Consider the following 13,905-nt stretch of genomic DNA (forward strand, 5'->3'; position numbering starts at 1 on the left):
CATCCATGCCTCAGGCTGGGCAATGCCCGGCCTGTTTGCATAGTGGCAAGTGTTAGTCCCTAGCGATGAATGGTCTTCATGCCGATCCGGTCGTTGGCGCTGCGCAGACGGTTTGCCAGCCAGAACATGACAACCGCAATGGCAAGCGCCGAGAAGGCAATCGCCCATCCCAGCGCGACCAGCGCAATGGCGGGCCAGATCATCAACACCAGACCCACGATCAGTGCCGCAATCCCCGAACCGCGCATCGAACCGCGTTGCGGATCACGCTCATGCATCTGCTGCGACGCAGCCAGCGAGCCGATACCAATAATCAGCGCCCAGGCCCCCAACAGGAAGAAGGCCAGCTTCACGGTGCCCTCGGGCCAAATTAGCAAAACTAGGCCGATCAGCACTGCGCCAATGGCCGCGCCGCCCAACAGGCCCCGGCGTCCGACGCCCAGCAGCGTTAACCCGCCATCAATGATCAGCAGGCCCCCAACCAGACGCAGCAGCAAGGCAATGCTGCCAGAGGGCCAGAACAGTGCGGCAATTCCAACAGCCCCGGCCAAAACGCCGCGAATTAAGAAGGTCCACCAAAGACTGGACAACTGAGCGCTAAGCTGGTCGCGGTCGGCCATGCTGCCGTCTTCGAGAATTTCACCGGTTTTTGGGTCTTGATCTGTCATGGTGCGGTTTCCTCTGAAGGAGGTGATGCATTTGGTCGTGCAATTTGCCACCCATGTTGTCTTAAGTCTTTGCCATCAGCAACCGATCAACCCATCTTGGTACAGTTTCGGTTGCTTTGCCCAGCAACCGTTCATCGAAACCACCGCCTGTCGGCTCAAGATTGATTTCAATCGTGTGGGCCCCGGCTGCCTGCGCTTCGTGCACAAAGGCAGCGGCGGGGTAGACCTGACCAGACGTGCCGATTGCAGCAAAGATCGAAGCAGTGGTGAGATGATCGAAAATGTCTTCCATATGATAGGGCATCTCGCCGAACCAGACGATATCAGGCCGCCCGGACGGGGCGTTGCAGGCCGGGCAGGGCTCGTCAGGGGCCATTTCTGGAGGTGCGGTCCATCGATGGCCACAAGCTGCACATAATGCACCAGACAGGATACCATGCATATGGATCACTCCTGAAGCGCCGCCAGCCTCGTGCAAGCCATCCACATTTTGTGTGACGATGACCACATCGCCCAGCCAATCCTGTTGCAACCGCGCAAGGGCCCGATGCGCAGCATTGGGTTGTACCTGGGCGGCCTGAACCCTGCGGGCATTGTAGAAGCCCTGAACCAACGCCGGATTGCGGGCAAACGCCTCGGGCGTCGCGACGTCTTCGATCCTGTGTTGCGCCCATAGCCCGCCTTCATCCCGAAAAGTGCTGAGCCCGCTTTCAGCGGAAATACCTGCTCCGGTGAGAATGACGATCTTTTCCATTTGCCCTCTGCGCGATAGAAGATTGCTTATGACACAGCGTATCCTCTTTGTGTGTTTGGGCAATATCTGTCGGTCAGCTGCGGCCGAGGGTGTGTTTCGCGCCCAAGCCCCGCATCACACGGCCGACAGTGCTGGAACTGCGGGTTGGCATATTGGCAACCCGCCTTATGGCGCTATGCAAAACGCGGCTCGCGCGCGCGACGTTGAGCTAGGCGATCTGCGCGCCAGGCAGTTTGTGGCTGAGGATTTTGATCAGTTCGACCTGATCATAGGAATGGATGCCGACAACATCGCGAATATCGAAGCCCTTAGGCCGGATGGAAACGACACGCCCGTTCGGCTGTTGACAGAGTTCGCGCCCCAAGCCCGTGCCGATCATGTACCCGATCCTTACTATACGCGGGATTTTGACGGGGCGTTGGATTTGATCGAGATCGCCGTCGCCGGGCTGGTCGATCACTTGGATGGGTCGTCCAGCACCTTCAATTGATCACTGAGCCAGGGCAGTTTCGCCGTCGCCGGATCAATGATCTGGCTTTGCATCAAGCGCCGCATCATGCCCGCCACCTCTTGTGGCACCTGATCGGACCAGTCCGTTCGGGTGAACAATGAAATGGTGCGAGCAAATGCGCCAAACGGGCAGGGATGGGCCTGCATTTCGTCGTGAAACCGCGCCGCGCGCATATAGCCCAGCGGCGTTGTAATGGCCCAGCCCAGACCGCGTGCGACCATGGCCATCAGCGCGAGGTGCGAGCCGATCTCGAACCGTTCTTCATAGTCAATCTGCTGACGGGCCAGATGGCCTTCGATTTGGCGGCTGATCAGCTGCTCACGCGCGTAGCGCAGAAAAGGCAGGTCCTGCACGACGGTCTGCGCATCACCCGCGCCAGCCGGAGCGACCAGTATGAACGGGTCCTGCACCAGCGGGTATTCAATGACACCTTCCAGCACTTCGCCGCTATGGGCGGAAACCGCCAGATGCAGCCGCTGTGCGTCCAATTCGGCAAACAGGTCAAGGCTGGGCAGGGTGATCAGCTTGAATTTCGACCGGGTAAGACTGTCGGCCAGCAGGGTCGCCAAACGCGGCGTCAGGTCATTGTCGAAATCGTCGATCAGGCCGATGGACAAAGTGGTGAGATGCCCCAGATCCATCACGGTCAATTCGCTTTGGGCCATTTGCAGCTCAGCCAAAACCGCCTGCGCGCGCGTCAAAAAGCTGCGCCCGGCCTGCGTCAGCCGCATCGGCCGCCGTCCGTGGTCGACCAAATCTGTGCCCAAGGCCTTTTCCAGATTGCGCAATTGCTGGGAAACCGAGGGCTGGCTGAGCCCCGTGATCTCGGCCGCCTGCGCCACCGATCCGGTCCGCGCCAGTGCCTCGAATACTTCGAGGCCCCGCAGGGTCAGCCCTTTCATCACCATCTCACATACCTTTCGCTGCGCCTTTTCTGGGGCGCAGGGCGGGGCAGGTCAAGGACTGACAGGGGTTAGCTGCAGATCGCTTGCGCCATCTGGCCAAAGTTCTGATACCGATCCCACAGCGCATCATCGCGCGCGGTCTGCGACATCTTCAACTCCTGCGCCTGATGGGGGTCTTCGAACCACTTGGCAACGGTCTTCTGGTCGCCACGCGTCAACGCCTGATCCGCCACGCGCTGGATGCAAGAGCACCGCGCCCGCGTCGCCGCCTCTCGGTCCGACGCCAAACACGCCCGTTTGATCTGTGTCGCATCCGCTGCCGGAGCCACCGCCGTCAGCGATGCCGCACAAAATGCGATGAGGAGGAACTGTTTCATGCTAGAGCCTCGTTCTTTGCCTGCCCGGAGGGGTCTTGCGCCCCTCTCAGTCTGCGGCGGAGTATGAATCAAACTGGAATCGGGATCAATCATGGGATGCGAAAAAGTGAATACACGAGTCGGAAACACCCCACCCCGTAGGCCGGGCTTCAGCCCGGCACCGGTCAGGGCAAGTAAGGCAACCAGTCTTCGATGGCTTTTATTAGCTTATCGAGCGCGTAGTAACCGCCTACCAACGGCCCACTTTGCTTTATCGCAGTTACGATAACCGAATCCACCGCGAGGTCGGCCTTGCGCCCAATCCACTTGGCGAGAGCTAAGAAGCCAGTTTTGAGCTTCTCGAGAATTTTCTCGACCCATTCCCGTTCAGGGTTTTCCTGTTCAAGCGCCTCTGAGAGTTCTTCTGTGGCTTCCCAAAGCAATGTCACGGAACCGAAAAAACTCTTTTCTTTAATACTCTCAGGTGGGTTGTTCCCACCGATGCCGTGGCGCGTTGCTGATTGGACTCTCCGATGATCTTTCAACTCCCTGAGAGCTTTCTCGACCTCCCACCTTGCCAATAGGTTGTCGATAGCGTGCGCTACAATCTTCGGGCCTGCATTCCAAATCTCGCCATCTATCATAGATATCTGCCGCTGAAGCCCCCAATCGATGGGCACTCCGTGGAAAAAGCTCTTGTGCCAAGAACGCCAGAACTCCCATGGTCCGTGGCGTTTCGGAGTGTCAAAGTGGCTGACACCAATTGGGTGTTCCGGCCATAAAACATGATCATGCAATCCGAATTTGGTTGCTTCTTCGGAGGCTTCGTCAAGTGCTTTTTGCTTGTGTGGTAGGGCGTCCCCAGTTCTAAGGCGATCAACATCGGCAGCGAATGCAAGTGGCAATTGAGGACTCACCTCAGCGGCATCATGCAAAGAATGTCGCACACATTCGGAATAGCGTTCGTCGTTTTGGCCCTCAAAGGCAGAGATAATAGAGTTTAGAGCCGACATACCCACGGGGTGCCGGAAAAGCATCCCAGTGGTTTGTGCGGAGTTTTCCGACGAAAGAACGCGAATATCTTTGATGGAGACGTCGTCTTCAAAAAGGTTCGCGCTGTTTGTGCATAGCGCGATACAGAGTCTGGCTGCCCTTAGCGCAACTTTCTCAGTTTCTTCTGTACAGTGTGAATGAATTATGAAGTCGTTCGAAAAACTAAAACAACGCAAAGCGTGTCGCGCTAAAACAGGCAATCGCTCATCGCGAGGCCGTTGGTCGAGCCAGGCTAGTTCAGAAATTGGAAGTTCAGCTTCTGGCGCATTCATTGTCGTATTCCAATCCACCTTGACCAACCCACGATTCCTCTACATATCCCCAACCCATGACAGACCTCGCTCATATCCGCAATTTCTCCATCGTCGCGCATATCGACCATGGCAAATCCACCCTTGCTGACCGGCTCATCCAAGAGACCGGAACGGTCAAGGATCGCGACATGAAGGAACAGCTGCTCGACAGCATGGATATCGAGCGCGAGCGTGGGATCACCATCAAGGCCAACACGGTCCGCATCGACTATACCGCCGATAATGGCGAGAAATACGTGCTGAACCTGATCGACACCCCCGGCCACGTGGACTTCGCCTATGAGGTCAGCCGCTCCATGCGCGCGGTCGAGGGCTCTCTGCTCGTCGTGGACTCGACCCAAGGGGTCGAGGCGCAGACGCTGGCGAATGTGTATCAGGCCATCGACGCCGATCATGAGATTGTGCCGGTGCTGAACAAGATCGACCTGCCGGCCTCCGACTGTGACCGTGTGGCCGAACAGATTGAGGATGTGATCGGCATCGACGCGACCGACGCCATTCAGGTCTCGGCCAAAACGGGGCAGGGCATCCATGAGACGCTGGAGGCCATCGTGCAGCAATTGCCCGCACCGCAGGGCAATCTCGACGCGCCGCTCAAGGCGATGCTGGTGGATTCGTGGTACGACGCCTATCTGGGCGTGATCGTTCTGGTCCGCATCATGGACGGCACGCTGAAAAAGGGCATGCGGGTCAAGTTCATGTCGAACGGCACCCTGCACCATGTGGACCGCGTCGGCGTCTTCCGGCCTGAGATGGAGATGGTCGACTCCTTGGGCCCCGGTGAGATCGGCTTTCTCACCGCCTCGATCAAACAGGTTCGCGACACCCGCGTCGGCGACACCATCACCAATGATCGCAACGGCACCGAGGACGCGCTGGACGGCTTCAAGCCCGCGCAGCCGGTGGTGTTCTGTGGCCTTTTCCCCGTCGACAGTTCCGAATTCGAAGACCTGCGCGACGCAATCGACAAACTGGCGCTCAACGATGCCAGCTTCAGCTTTGAAATGGAAACCTCAGCAGCGCTTGGCTTTGGCTTCCGCTGCGGCTTCCTCGGCCTTCTGCACCTTGAAGTCATCCGCGACCGTATCGAACGCGAATATGATATCGAGCTTATCACCACCGCGCCGTCGGTGATCTATCACGTCTACATGAAGGACGGCGAGATGATCGAGCTGCACAACCCCGCCGATATGCCCGATCCGTCGAAGGTCGACCATATCGAGGAACCTCGCATCAAGGCGACCATTCTGGTGCCTGATGAATATCTCGGTGATGTGCTGAAACTCTGCCAGGACCGCCGCGGCATCCAGCTGGACCTGACCTATGCGGGCAGCCGCGCCATGGTCGTCTATGACCTGCCGCTGAATGAGGTCGTCTTTGACTTCTACGATCGCCTGAAATCGGTGACCAAGGGCTATGCCTCGTTCGACTACCAGATGACCGGCTATACCGAGGACAATCTGGTCAAGATGTCGGTGCTGGTGAATGACGAACCGGTCGACGCGCTGTCAACTATGGTTCACCGCGACCGGGCCGAGATGCGGGGCCGGGCGATGTGTGAAAAGCTCAAGGACCTGATCCCGCGCCACATGTTCAAAATCCCGATCCAGGCCGCCATCGGAGGCAAGGTCATCGCCCGCGAGACCCTCTCGGCGCTGCGCAAGGACGTGACCGCGAAGTGTTACGGAGGCGACGCCACGCGGAAACGCAAACTGCTGGACAAGCAGAAGGCGGGGAAAAAGAAGATGCGCCAGTTCGGGAAGGTGGATATTCCGCAGGAGGCGTTTATTTCAGCGCTGAAGATGGATAGCTAAGGCTGTCCGATCCCATGAGTGTTCAGAGGCTAAACAGGTCTTTTTGAGGCGGTTCCTTAACTGGAAACACTCCAAGAAGTTGCCACGTTTGGGGACGTCTCTTCATGTTACCAAGTGCCAACACTAATCCGGTTTCGACATATTCATCACAATAGGTTCGTTGTAGATGCTGGAGCACTTGGGGTTCTGAGTAAGAGTGGCGAAGGTTAAAATACGCAGCTGATGTCTCCCAGTCTGCACAGGTCTTGGTATGTTCACCATCAGCATCTTCGTACCGAAGTTTAAACCTGAAAGGGCAGGGTTCGTAAGCTGCAAGCTCCTCTTCTAAGAGCGATAGCTGCTTAGCTTGTTCTGCAAACTTTTGCCGGTCAGCTTCAATTTCAGATTTGGATAAGCGCTCCCAAGATAAAGAAACATCGGTAGGCCGAACGAGCGCTAACGAATGACCGCTCTCAATCGCCGACTTTTCAGAAGGCTGAATAGCTCGTTCAATGAGGCTAGACTTTTCCTCTGATCGTTTGCACTTGCCTACAATTCTGATGCTTTCTTCGTGCACCTTGCAACTTTCGGCCCGTTTGTCATCTCTGGGAGGGCTATAGGTAAAATCCACGATGTCCCACCGCGAAAAAGCTTGACTGCCAGCTAGACGCCTAAAGCGAATGGGAAAAAGCCTCTTCCAAGTCCCGTCTTCGCGCAACCCCGCACAGCAAACTGTTTCTGAGTGTTTCTTACTCGGCTGCGGCGAGGCTTTGACGAGGATGGTAACGCGGGATTTCAATTCCATCTTTTTGATACTGCTCTGGTCTGTCTGCGACTAAATTAAAAATTTCAAAGTTTTCAGATGCAGCCGCATCCGCAATGTAGGAGCGATGGCAATGGGTTGCGCATCTTTCAAAGCACATCATGCAAGTTTTTTCGTCGGCAGCAATCATGAGAAGCTCACTGAATGCATCTTGCGCATTTTGAGTTTCAAAATGGTTAAGAAAAATGGATTCGAATTTAGTAAAGTTACCGGATTTGGCCGCCTCACGACCTTCCTTGGGGTCTCCCAATGCTCTGAAGTGTATGTATTTAATGCCTACTTCACCCAAACGTTCTGCAAGCTTGTTCTTCGAAAGCCCTTTTTTTCTCGAAATCGGCAACTCACGAACGTCTGCCAGCACCTTGATCTGCAATGCGACAAGCGTTTCGATAAGGTTCTCGACTGAGGAACCTTCATATCCGATGGTATATAGTTCCTTCATTGTGCCCTCACATTTTTCTGTTTGCAGAACGATAAACGAAATTGTGCCAATAGTAGGTTTTTCTTTGCTTGAAAACACAGAGTGATGCGTGGTTGCAATTTACTTTGCGCGGAATCCACCCGCCCGGCGGCACCGCCGGGCCGCGCCGACCCGCCCCCGTCAAACCGAAGGTTTGCCTCCGGTAAAACGGGCGGCGCGTTTGCGCTTCCCCTCGGGTCGGTCGCGGCCCTACGCACTGTTGATCAACCGTTGCAAGCGCGTTTGCGCCCCAGGGCTCGGCCCGTTCGCGGCTGAATTCCTCCACTGGACGAATTCCAAGACGCCGCTCATCCCCTCGGTTCGGCGCGGCTTTCATTTCTACGATCAACCGCTGCCAGCGACTAAAGTCGCGCTGAAGCGAAGATGAAGCTTTCCTTAGAAAAGTTGCAACCGGCCCACGCCCTCCCAATCTGTTTAACAGGACAGCGGGGATTTACGCCGTAGCCTGCGGATCAGAACGACCTACAGCACTGTTCTGGACTGACAGGCGAACCGAAGCGTCTCCGGCCTGATCGAGAGTAGGGGGTACCAGCTGCCTGCGCGGGCAGCGTTTAGTAGGTATTTATGATCAGGTCGGGACGCTTCTCAGAGCCCCAGCCGGCAGGGCGAGTCGTTCTTCGATTCGGGCTCAACCACAGCGGGATTCGTCGGTTTGCGATTGTATATGGCCTTCGCAGGTGCAGCATCGCCTGAGATTTGAGCGTTTTCGATCCTTTCGGACTTTTCCACGCGCAAGCAGGCCAAGTTGCAAAACTTCTCGATTTATCCACATCCTCCTCCCGGCGGATATCAACAGGTTATCCCCGTCTAATTTTCATGCTGCAGTGCTATTTTCTTGCTGGTTTCAGGCCGCAATGTAACAGTGAGATCACCGCAGCACTTCCTCGGAACAGGCAGCGGGGCGCAAGGGCCAGGGGGCCAACGCAGGATTGGGTGAGTTTTAGGATTTGCTCGGGTTTGCAGGGGCTTACCGGTTGCTGAGCGGTCGAGTTGGGTGTCAGATCCCGGGTCGATAGATCAGCTTCTCAAAATGGGTCTTGGGCGCTGTAACGGCCTTCGGGTCGAAGCGGCAGTCGCAGCTTCGAAAGGGGCTGAGGCAACTGGATCAGGGTGCCCCTTGGGGTGCGCTGAACCGGTAAGGCGTCAGGAGTGTCCGCAAGGATACATGCAAAGACCGCGTCTGCGCACCTGACGCCTTTTCCTATTCTGGTTCCATACAGGCCATCATCCAAGACCCCTTCGAATGGAAACGGGGTTCCTTCGTGTGAACGAAAGAACCCCGTCTTTGTGTCAGATAATGCAGTGCCGCGTCTATGCACCTGTAGTGCCAAGACTAGTGGTTCTGGATCAGAAGATCAACAATATGTTGATGAATTCTGGCGCGGCTCCGCAATATACTGGGCTTGTCAGATGTTCTCTTGAACCTCGGTGGCCGCATTCTGGATTGCATCCCCCGCGTTTTCGATATCTTTGCCCGCGCCTTTGGCGGTTTCGCAGGCGGTCAGGGCAAACAGGCTCAGGCCAATCAGGATTGCTCGGATCATATTCGTCTCCTTGGTGGTCGTTCATGATTTCGGTAGCACCTTTTCCCAAGCGGGGCCAGCATCAGCGGCGCTGTTCGTGGCAAAAGCGGCAGAGCCAATTGAATATGGCCCGACGCAACGCCCGCGATCAACAATCTCACAATCGGCCTGCGAAGTGAGGTGCACCCCTTGCAGCCCCCCAAAGGCAACACTAAGACTCGGGTAACACTTGTTGGGATACTCTCCCGATCCATAGCAAAGCAGGCAGGTTAAGAATGTTCGATCCCGTAGAAACCTACATGAATACGCTTGTCCCCATGGTTGTTGAGCAGACCAGCCGGGGTGAGCGCGCCTATGACATTTTCTCACGCTTGCTGAAAGAGCGGATTATTTTCATCAACGGTCCGATCCATGACGGGATGAGCCATCTTGTGGTGGCGCAGCTGCTGCATCTTGAGGCGGAAAACCCGAACAAGGAAATCTCGATCTACATCAATTCGCCCGGCGGCGTGGTGACCAGTGGTTTGTCGATCTACGACACAATGCAGTACATCAAGCCGAAATGTTCGACATTGGTGATCGGTCAGGCGGCCTCGATGGGGTCGGTTCTGCTGGCCGGTGGCGAGAAGGGTATGCGCTTTTCGCTGCCCAATAGCCGCATCATGGTGCACCAGCCCAGCGGCGGCTATCAGGGTCAGGCCAGCGACATCATGATCCATGCGGCCGAGACGCAGAAACTGAAAGATCGCCTGTATGACATCTATGTGCGCCATACAGGGCAGACAAAAAAGGCGGTTGAAAAAGCGCTGGATCGTGACAATTTCATGAGCCCGGAAGAGGCGAAAGACTGGGGCCATATCGACGAGATCGTCGAGAACCGCGCCAAGATGGACACGGAAGAAGCCTAACAAACATGCCTGGCGCCATCGGCGTCGGGCGCATTTTTGAGATTGTAGCCGCCACAGTGCTGGCCTAAGCTGCATGAACATGCGCAAGCGCGGCCTTCATTGGGGGCCAGTGGACCAAGCCCGAAAGGTAGATCATGGCGACGAATTCAGGCGGTGACAGCAAAAACACGCTCTACTGTAGCTTTTGTGGAAAAAGCCAGCATGAGGTGCGCAAGCTGATCGCAGGTCCGACCGTTTTCATCTGCGATGAATGTGTCGAGCTATGCATGGACATCATTCGGGAAGAGACCAAAGCCAGCGGGCTGAAATCCTCTGATGGGGTGCCAACACCCAAGGACATTTGTGAGGTGCTGGACGACTACGTCATCGGTCAGGCCACGGCAAAACGCGTTCTCTCGGTTGCGGTCCACAATCACTACAAACGTCTGAACCACGCGCAAAAGGCCGGTGGTGATATTGAACTGGCGAAATCCAACATTCTGTTGATCGGCCCAACGGGTTGCGGCAAGACATTGCTGGCCCAGACGCTGGCGCGCATTCTGGATGTCCCGTTCACGATGGCAGATGCAACCACTCTGACCGAGGCGGGCTATGTGGGTGAAGATGTCGAGAACATCATCCTCAAACTGCTGCAGGCGAGCGAGTACAATGTCGAACGCGCGCAGCGCGGGATCGTCTATATTGACGAGGTCGACAAGATCACGCGCAAGTCCGAAAACCCCTCGATCACCCGTGACGTGTCGGGCGAGGGGGTTCAGCAAGCGCTTTTGAAACTGATGGAAGGCACGGTGGCCAGCGTTCCGCCACAGGGCGGGCGCAAGCACCCGCAGCAGGAATTCCTGCAGGTGGACACCACGAATATCCTGTTCATCTGCGGTGGAGCCTTCGCGGGGCTCGACAAGATTATCGCACAGCGTGGCAAGGGCTCGGCCATGGGCTTCGGCGCCGATGTGCGCGACAATGATGATCGCGGCGTGGGTGAGATATTCAAGGATCTGGAACCCGAAGACCTGCTGAAATTCGGCCTGATCCCGGAATTTGTTGGCCGCCTGCCGGTTCTGGCGACTTTGGAAGATTTGGACGAAGACGCACTTGTCACCATTCTGACCAAACCCAAAAACGCATTGGTCAAGCAATATCAACGCCTCTTCGAGCTCGAAGACGCCGAGTTGGCCTTTACTGATGATGCGTTGAAAGCGATTGCCAAAAAAGCGATCGAACGCAAGACCGGCGCGCGCGGGTTGCGATCGATCCTTGAAGATATCTTGCTGGACACGATGTTCGAACTACCGGGCATGAAGAACGTGACCGAGGTGGTCGTGAACGAAGAAGCCGTGACTTCTGTCGCACAACCTTTGATCATCTATGCCGAGACGGCAGAATCTGCGTCAGCTGGCTAAACGCTAGAGCTGCTGAGGGGCTTTGGCGGCCTTGTCGTCGTGGGGCGACATCGTCGCCTGATTGACGCAGTTCCTTCTGCATCTTGCTATCAATATCTCGGAGCGCGCGACAGAGCCTCGCTCACTCTTTCAATAGATAAGCCGCGCCCTCCATTCCCGCAAAAAAGGTTAAATTGCAATGAAACGAATTTCTTCTGGTGGCGAATTCGAAGCCAAAGTTGGCTATTGCCGCGCTGTTGTCGCTGGGGGATGGGTGCATGTCGCCGGTACGGTTGGACAGGGCGAGGACGTTGTCGCTCAATGCAAATCCGCTTTGTCGATCATCGAAAAAGCGCTGTCAGAGGCGGGCGCAGGGTTCTCGGATGTGGTGCGCGTAACTTACATTCTGCCCGATCGTCATGAGTTCGAAGCTTGTTGGCCCACACTGGCCGAAACATTTGGCGACAATCCACCCGCGGCTACGATGATCGAATGTGGCTTGATTGACCCGAAGTACCGGATCGAAATCGAAGTGACGGCATTCTTGCCTGACTAAGCAGATCGTACGGGCAGCACTGGACCTTGGCGCGCCTTTGGTCCATACCATTCCCGAGCACTTTGCCGGAGGCACCTGATGGGCATTCTGAACACTCTTCTGCGGGCCGTGACTTGGTGGAACGGGGCAACCCTGAACACCCAGATTTATACTGCGCGAAAAGGTGTGAAAGTTGGCGAAGACAACGAAGGCAACGTCTTCTATCGCAATTCGGATGACAGCAAACGTTGGGTGATTTTCAATGGCGAGGCCGAAGCCAGCCGGGTTGATCCTGACTGGCACGGTTGGTTGCATCGCACCTGGGATGAACCGCCGACCGATAAGCCGCTGCCTCATAAATCTTGGGAAAAACCGCATCAGGAAAACCTGACGGGCACCGCTCTGGCTTACACCCCGGCAGGATCGCTGCGCAGACCCGATCCGGTCGAGCGCAAAGACTATGAGGCCTGGAGCCCCGAATAACAGAGGCGAGCAATGTCGACCCACAATTGGACCGAAGTCATCGTCGGTGGTGCCGTTCTGGCGGTTGCCGTGTCATTTGGCGTTTACGCCAGCCAGTCAACGGGCCTGTCGCAAAGCAGCGCGGGTTATGAGCTGGGGGCCTCCTTCCGGTCGCTTGAAGGGGTCGGCGTGGGCACTGATGTGCGTTTGGCCGGGGTCAAGATCGGCACCGTAACCGACGTCGATCTGAACCCAGATACCTATCGCGCCGATACGACCTTTATGATTGCGGATGGGATCCTTGTTCCGGATGACAGCGCGATCGTGATCTCGTCCGAAGGTCTTCTGGGTGGCAATTTTGTTGAGGTCATGCCGGGCGGCTCACCGTTCTTTTTCGAGCCGGGGGACGAGATTGAAGATACCCAAGGCGCGGTTAGCCTGATTTCACTGCTGGTCAAATTCGTGGCCGGAGACAGCAGCGAATGAAGCATTCGGTGCTGATGGCAATCGTGTTCTGCGCAACGGCTGCATCTGCTCAGCAGAAGGTCGAATCCGGCCCTGGTGCAATGTTGCGCGGCTTGGACAAAGTAAACGGCCAGACCGTCGATATCGAAATGCAAAACGGCGACACCCAGCCCGTGTTTGGATTGGATGTGGCCTTGGGGGATTGCAGGTACCCGGCGGACAATCCCACAGGTGATGCGTTTGCCTATCTGACGATCTGGGAAAAAGGCAAAGCAGATCAGCTGTTTGACGGTTGGATGATTGCGACGTCACCGGCGCTGAATGCTTTGGATCATGCGCGCTATGATGTCTGGGTGATCCGCTGTATCACACCACCCGCTGACTGAGGAATATCAGCGGAAAAATCAGCGCTTGCGTTGATCGCTTCCTCAAGTGCTTCACGATATGTACCGCGTGGAATTTCGATGGCGCCAAGCGAGGCAAGGTGAGTTGTCAAGAACTGCGTATCAAACAGTTTGAAACCCGTTTGTCTAAGCCGGTCGACCAGATAGGCCAGGGCGATTTTTGAGGCATCAGTACGCCTCGAAAACATGCTTTCGCCAAAGAAAGCCGCCCCCAACACGACGCCATAGACGCCGCCAACCAGCTTGTCGTTATCCCATACCTCAAGTGAATGGGCGTGACCTGTCATGTGTAGTTGATCATAAAGGTGTCGCAACTCGCCGTTGATCCAGGTATCCACCCGGTCTGCGCAGCCATCGACGACGCCGTTGAAATCCTGATCGATTGAGATGTCAAAGCCGGATCTACGCAGGCTCCGGGCCAGACTGCGCGAGATATGAAAGCCGTCCAGAGGGAACACGCCCCTGTATTTTGGGTCGACCCAGAACAGCTCAGGGTCATCCCGATGTTCTGCCATGGGAAAAATGCCGATGGAGTAGCCATGCAGCAAAAGTTCTGCAGTCAGGCTCATTA

At 56.1% G+C, this 13,905-nt stretch carries 17 protein-coding genes; 8 read left to right on the forward strand and 9 right to left on the reverse strand.

Annotation, left to right across the window (positions count from 1 at the left end; translation table 11 throughout):
* Positions 1-59: 59 nt before the first annotated feature.
* Positions 60-668 carry an HdeD family acid-resistance protein gene (locus tag ACR0EL_RS00395; RefSeq protein ID WP_480497265.1) on the reverse strand — a complete coding sequence of 203 codons (609 nt, stop codon included), beginning with the start codon at positions 666-668 and terminating at the stop codon, positions 60-62.
* A gap of 61 nt (positions 669-729) precedes the next feature.
* On the reverse strand, positions 730-1,422 hold the full coding sequence (locus ACR0EL_RS00400; RefSeq protein WP_480497267.1) for an NAD-dependent deacylase: 693 nt from the start codon (positions 1,420-1,422) through the stop codon (positions 730-732).
* A 28-nt stretch (positions 1,423-1,450) separates the two neighbouring features.
* Here ACR0EL_RS00400 and ACR0EL_RS00405 point away from each other — a divergent pair, with 28 nt between their 5' ends.
* Positions 1,451-1,912: a low molecular weight protein-tyrosine-phosphatase gene (locus ACR0EL_RS00405; protein WP_480497269.1), complete on the forward strand. Its 462-nt coding sequence runs from the start codon at positions 1,451-1,453 to the stop codon at positions 1,910-1,912.
* Here ACR0EL_RS00405 and ACR0EL_RS00410 read toward each other — a convergent pair.
* The 3 genes from ACR0EL_RS00410 to ACR0EL_RS00420 form a co-directional block, all read right to left on the reverse strand.
* A complete protein-coding gene (locus tag ACR0EL_RS00410) occupies positions 1,879-2,841 on the reverse strand; it encodes a LysR family transcriptional regulator (protein ID WP_480497271.1) in 963 nt (320 codons plus the stop codon). The two genes, ACR0EL_RS00405 and ACR0EL_RS00410, sit on opposite strands and share 34 nt — an antisense overlap.
* A 65-nt stretch (positions 2,842-2,906) precedes the next feature.
* Entirely contained in the window at positions 2,907-3,215 is a 309-nt protein-coding gene (locus tag ACR0EL_RS00415; RefSeq protein ID WP_353013611.1) for a hypothetical protein, read from the reverse strand.
* A 164-nt stretch (positions 3,216-3,379) separates the two neighbouring features.
* The gene (locus ACR0EL_RS00420) at positions 3,380-4,519 is read right to left on the reverse strand and encodes a hypothetical protein (protein ID WP_480497273.1); all 1,140 of its coding nucleotides are present in this window, start codon (positions 4,517-4,519) and stop codon (positions 3,380-3,382) included.
* A gap of 56 nt (positions 4,520-4,575) precedes the next feature.
* Between ACR0EL_RS00420 and lepA the strand changes: the two genes are divergently transcribed.
* Positions 4,576-6,375 carry a translation elongation factor 4 gene (gene lepA / locus ACR0EL_RS00425; protein ID WP_480497275.1) on the forward strand — a complete coding sequence of 600 codons (1,800 nt, stop codon included), beginning with the start codon at positions 4,576-4,578 and terminating at the stop codon, positions 6,373-6,375.
* A gap of 22 nt (positions 6,376-6,397) precedes the next feature.
* Here lepA and ACR0EL_RS00430 read toward each other — a convergent pair whose 3' ends face one another.
* The 3 genes from ACR0EL_RS00430 to ACR0EL_RS00440 all read right to left on the reverse strand — a co-directional run bounded on the left by ACR0EL_RS00430 (position 6,398) and on the right by ACR0EL_RS00440 (position 9,202).
* Positions 6,398-6,985: a hypothetical protein gene (locus ACR0EL_RS00430; protein WP_480497277.1), complete on the reverse strand. Its 588-nt coding sequence runs from the start codon at positions 6,983-6,985 to the stop codon at positions 6,398-6,400.
* A gap of 118 nt (positions 6,986-7,103) precedes the next feature.
* Positions 7,104-7,619 carry a DUF488 domain-containing protein gene (locus ACR0EL_RS00435; protein ID WP_480497279.1) on the reverse strand — a complete coding sequence of 172 codons (516 nt, stop codon included), beginning with the start codon at positions 7,617-7,619 and terminating at the stop codon, positions 7,104-7,106.
* 1,445 nt (positions 7,620-9,064) lie between these two features.
* Positions 9,065-9,202, reverse strand: coding sequence for an entericidin A/B family lipoprotein (locus tag ACR0EL_RS00440; RefSeq protein ID WP_353006163.1), 138 nt, complete (start codon positions 9,200-9,202; stop codon positions 9,065-9,067).
* Between the two features lie 254 nt (positions 9,203-9,456).
* Here ACR0EL_RS00440 and ACR0EL_RS00445 point away from each other — a divergent pair, with 254 nt between their 5' ends.
* From ACR0EL_RS00445 to ACR0EL_RS00470, 6 genes are all read left to right on the forward strand, one after another.
* On the forward strand, positions 9,457-10,089 hold the full coding sequence (locus ACR0EL_RS00445) for an ATP-dependent Clp protease proteolytic subunit (protein ID WP_480497281.1): 633 nt from the start codon (positions 9,457-9,459) through the stop codon (positions 10,087-10,089).
* A 134-nt stretch (positions 10,090-10,223) separates the two neighbouring features.
* Positions 10,224-11,489 carry an ATP-dependent Clp protease ATP-binding subunit ClpX gene (gene clpX, locus ACR0EL_RS00450; protein WP_353006165.1) on the forward strand — a complete coding sequence of 422 codons (1,266 nt, stop codon included), beginning with the start codon at positions 10,224-10,226 and terminating at the stop codon, positions 11,487-11,489.
* A 178-nt stretch (positions 11,490-11,667) separates the two neighbouring features.
* A complete protein-coding gene (locus ACR0EL_RS00455; protein ID WP_480497284.1) occupies positions 11,668-12,024 on the forward strand; it encodes a RidA family protein in 357 nt (118 codons plus the stop codon).
* A gap of 78 nt (positions 12,025-12,102) precedes the next feature.
* Complete coding sequence (locus tag ACR0EL_RS00460; RefSeq protein ID WP_480497286.1) at positions 12,103-12,486, forward strand: NADH:ubiquinone oxidoreductase subunit NDUFA12; 384 nt, start codon at positions 12,103-12,105, stop codon at positions 12,484-12,486.
* A 12-nt stretch (positions 12,487-12,498) separates the two neighbouring features.
* Positions 12,499-12,951: an outer membrane lipid asymmetry maintenance protein MlaD gene (gene mlaD / locus ACR0EL_RS00465; RefSeq protein WP_480497288.1), complete on the forward strand. Its 453-nt coding sequence runs from the start codon at positions 12,499-12,501 to the stop codon at positions 12,949-12,951.
* The gene (locus ACR0EL_RS00470) at positions 12,948-13,316 is read left to right on the forward strand and encodes a DUF2155 domain-containing protein (protein WP_480497290.1); all 369 of its coding nucleotides are present in this window, start codon (positions 12,948-12,950) and stop codon (positions 13,314-13,316) included. Before mlaD ends, ACR0EL_RS00470 begins: the two co-directional genes overlap by 4 nt.
* Here ACR0EL_RS00470 and aat read toward each other — a convergent pair.
* Positions 13,271-13,903, reverse strand: a complete 633-nt coding sequence (gene aat / locus ACR0EL_RS00475; protein WP_480497292.1) for a leucyl/phenylalanyl-tRNA--protein transferase — start codon at positions 13,901-13,903, stop codon at positions 13,271-13,273. The two genes, ACR0EL_RS00470 and aat, sit on opposite strands and share 46 nt — an antisense overlap.
* Positions 13,904-13,905 lie beyond the last annotated feature (2 nt).

The organism is Ruegeria sp. AH12, assembly GCF_056541465.1.

Coding starts and splice junctions, on each gene's coding strand:
- ACR0EL_RS00395 (WP_480497265.1), bottom strand. CDS start 668: ATGACAGATCAAGACCCAAAAACCGGTGAAATTCTCGAAGACGGCAGC.
- ACR0EL_RS00400 (WP_480497267.1), bottom strand. CDS start 1,422: ATGGAAAAGATCGTCATTCTCACCGGAGCAGGTATTTCCGCTGAAAGC.
- ACR0EL_RS00405 (WP_480497269.1), top strand. CDS start 1,451: ATGACACAGCGTATCCTCTTTGTGTGTTTGGGCAATATCTGTCGGTCA.
- ACR0EL_RS00410 (WP_480497271.1), bottom strand. CDS start 2,841: ATGGTGATGAAAGGGCTGACCCTGCGGGGCCTCGAAGTATTCGAGGCA.
- ACR0EL_RS00415 (WP_353013611.1), bottom strand. CDS start 3,215: ATGAAACAGTTCCTCCTCATCGCATTTTGTGCGGCATCGCTGACGGCG.
- ACR0EL_RS00420 (WP_480497273.1), bottom strand. CDS start 4,519: ATGAATGCGCCAGAAGCTGAACTTCCAATTTCTGAACTAGCCTGGCTC.
- lepA (WP_480497275.1), top strand. CDS start 4,576: ATGACAGACCTCGCTCATATCCGCAATTTCTCCATCGTCGCGCATATC.
- ACR0EL_RS00435 (WP_480497279.1), bottom strand. CDS start 7,619: ATGAAGGAACTATATACCATCGGATATGAAGGTTCCTCAGTCGAGAAC.
- ACR0EL_RS00440 (WP_353006163.1), bottom strand. CDS start 9,202: ATGATCCGAGCAATCCTGATTGGCCTGAGCCTGTTTGCCCTGACCGCC.
- ACR0EL_RS00445 (WP_480497281.1), top strand. CDS start 9,457: ATGTTCGATCCCGTAGAAACCTACATGAATACGCTTGTCCCCATGGTT.
- clpX (WP_353006165.1), top strand. CDS start 10,224: ATGGCGACGAATTCAGGCGGTGACAGCAAAAACACGCTCTACTGTAGC.
- ACR0EL_RS00455 (WP_480497284.1), top strand. CDS start 11,668: ATGAAACGAATTTCTTCTGGTGGCGAATTCGAAGCCAAAGTTGGCTAT.
- ACR0EL_RS00460 (WP_480497286.1), top strand. CDS start 12,103: ATGGGCATTCTGAACACTCTTCTGCGGGCCGTGACTTGGTGGAACGGG.
- mlaD (WP_480497288.1), top strand. CDS start 12,499: ATGTCGACCCACAATTGGACCGAAGTCATCGTCGGTGGTGCCGTTCTG.
- ACR0EL_RS00470 (WP_480497290.1), top strand. CDS start 12,948: ATGAAGCATTCGGTGCTGATGGCAATCGTGTTCTGCGCAACGGCTGCA.
- aat (WP_480497292.1), bottom strand. CDS start 13,903: ATGAGCCTGACTGCAGAACTTTTGCTGCATGGCTACTCCATCGGCATT.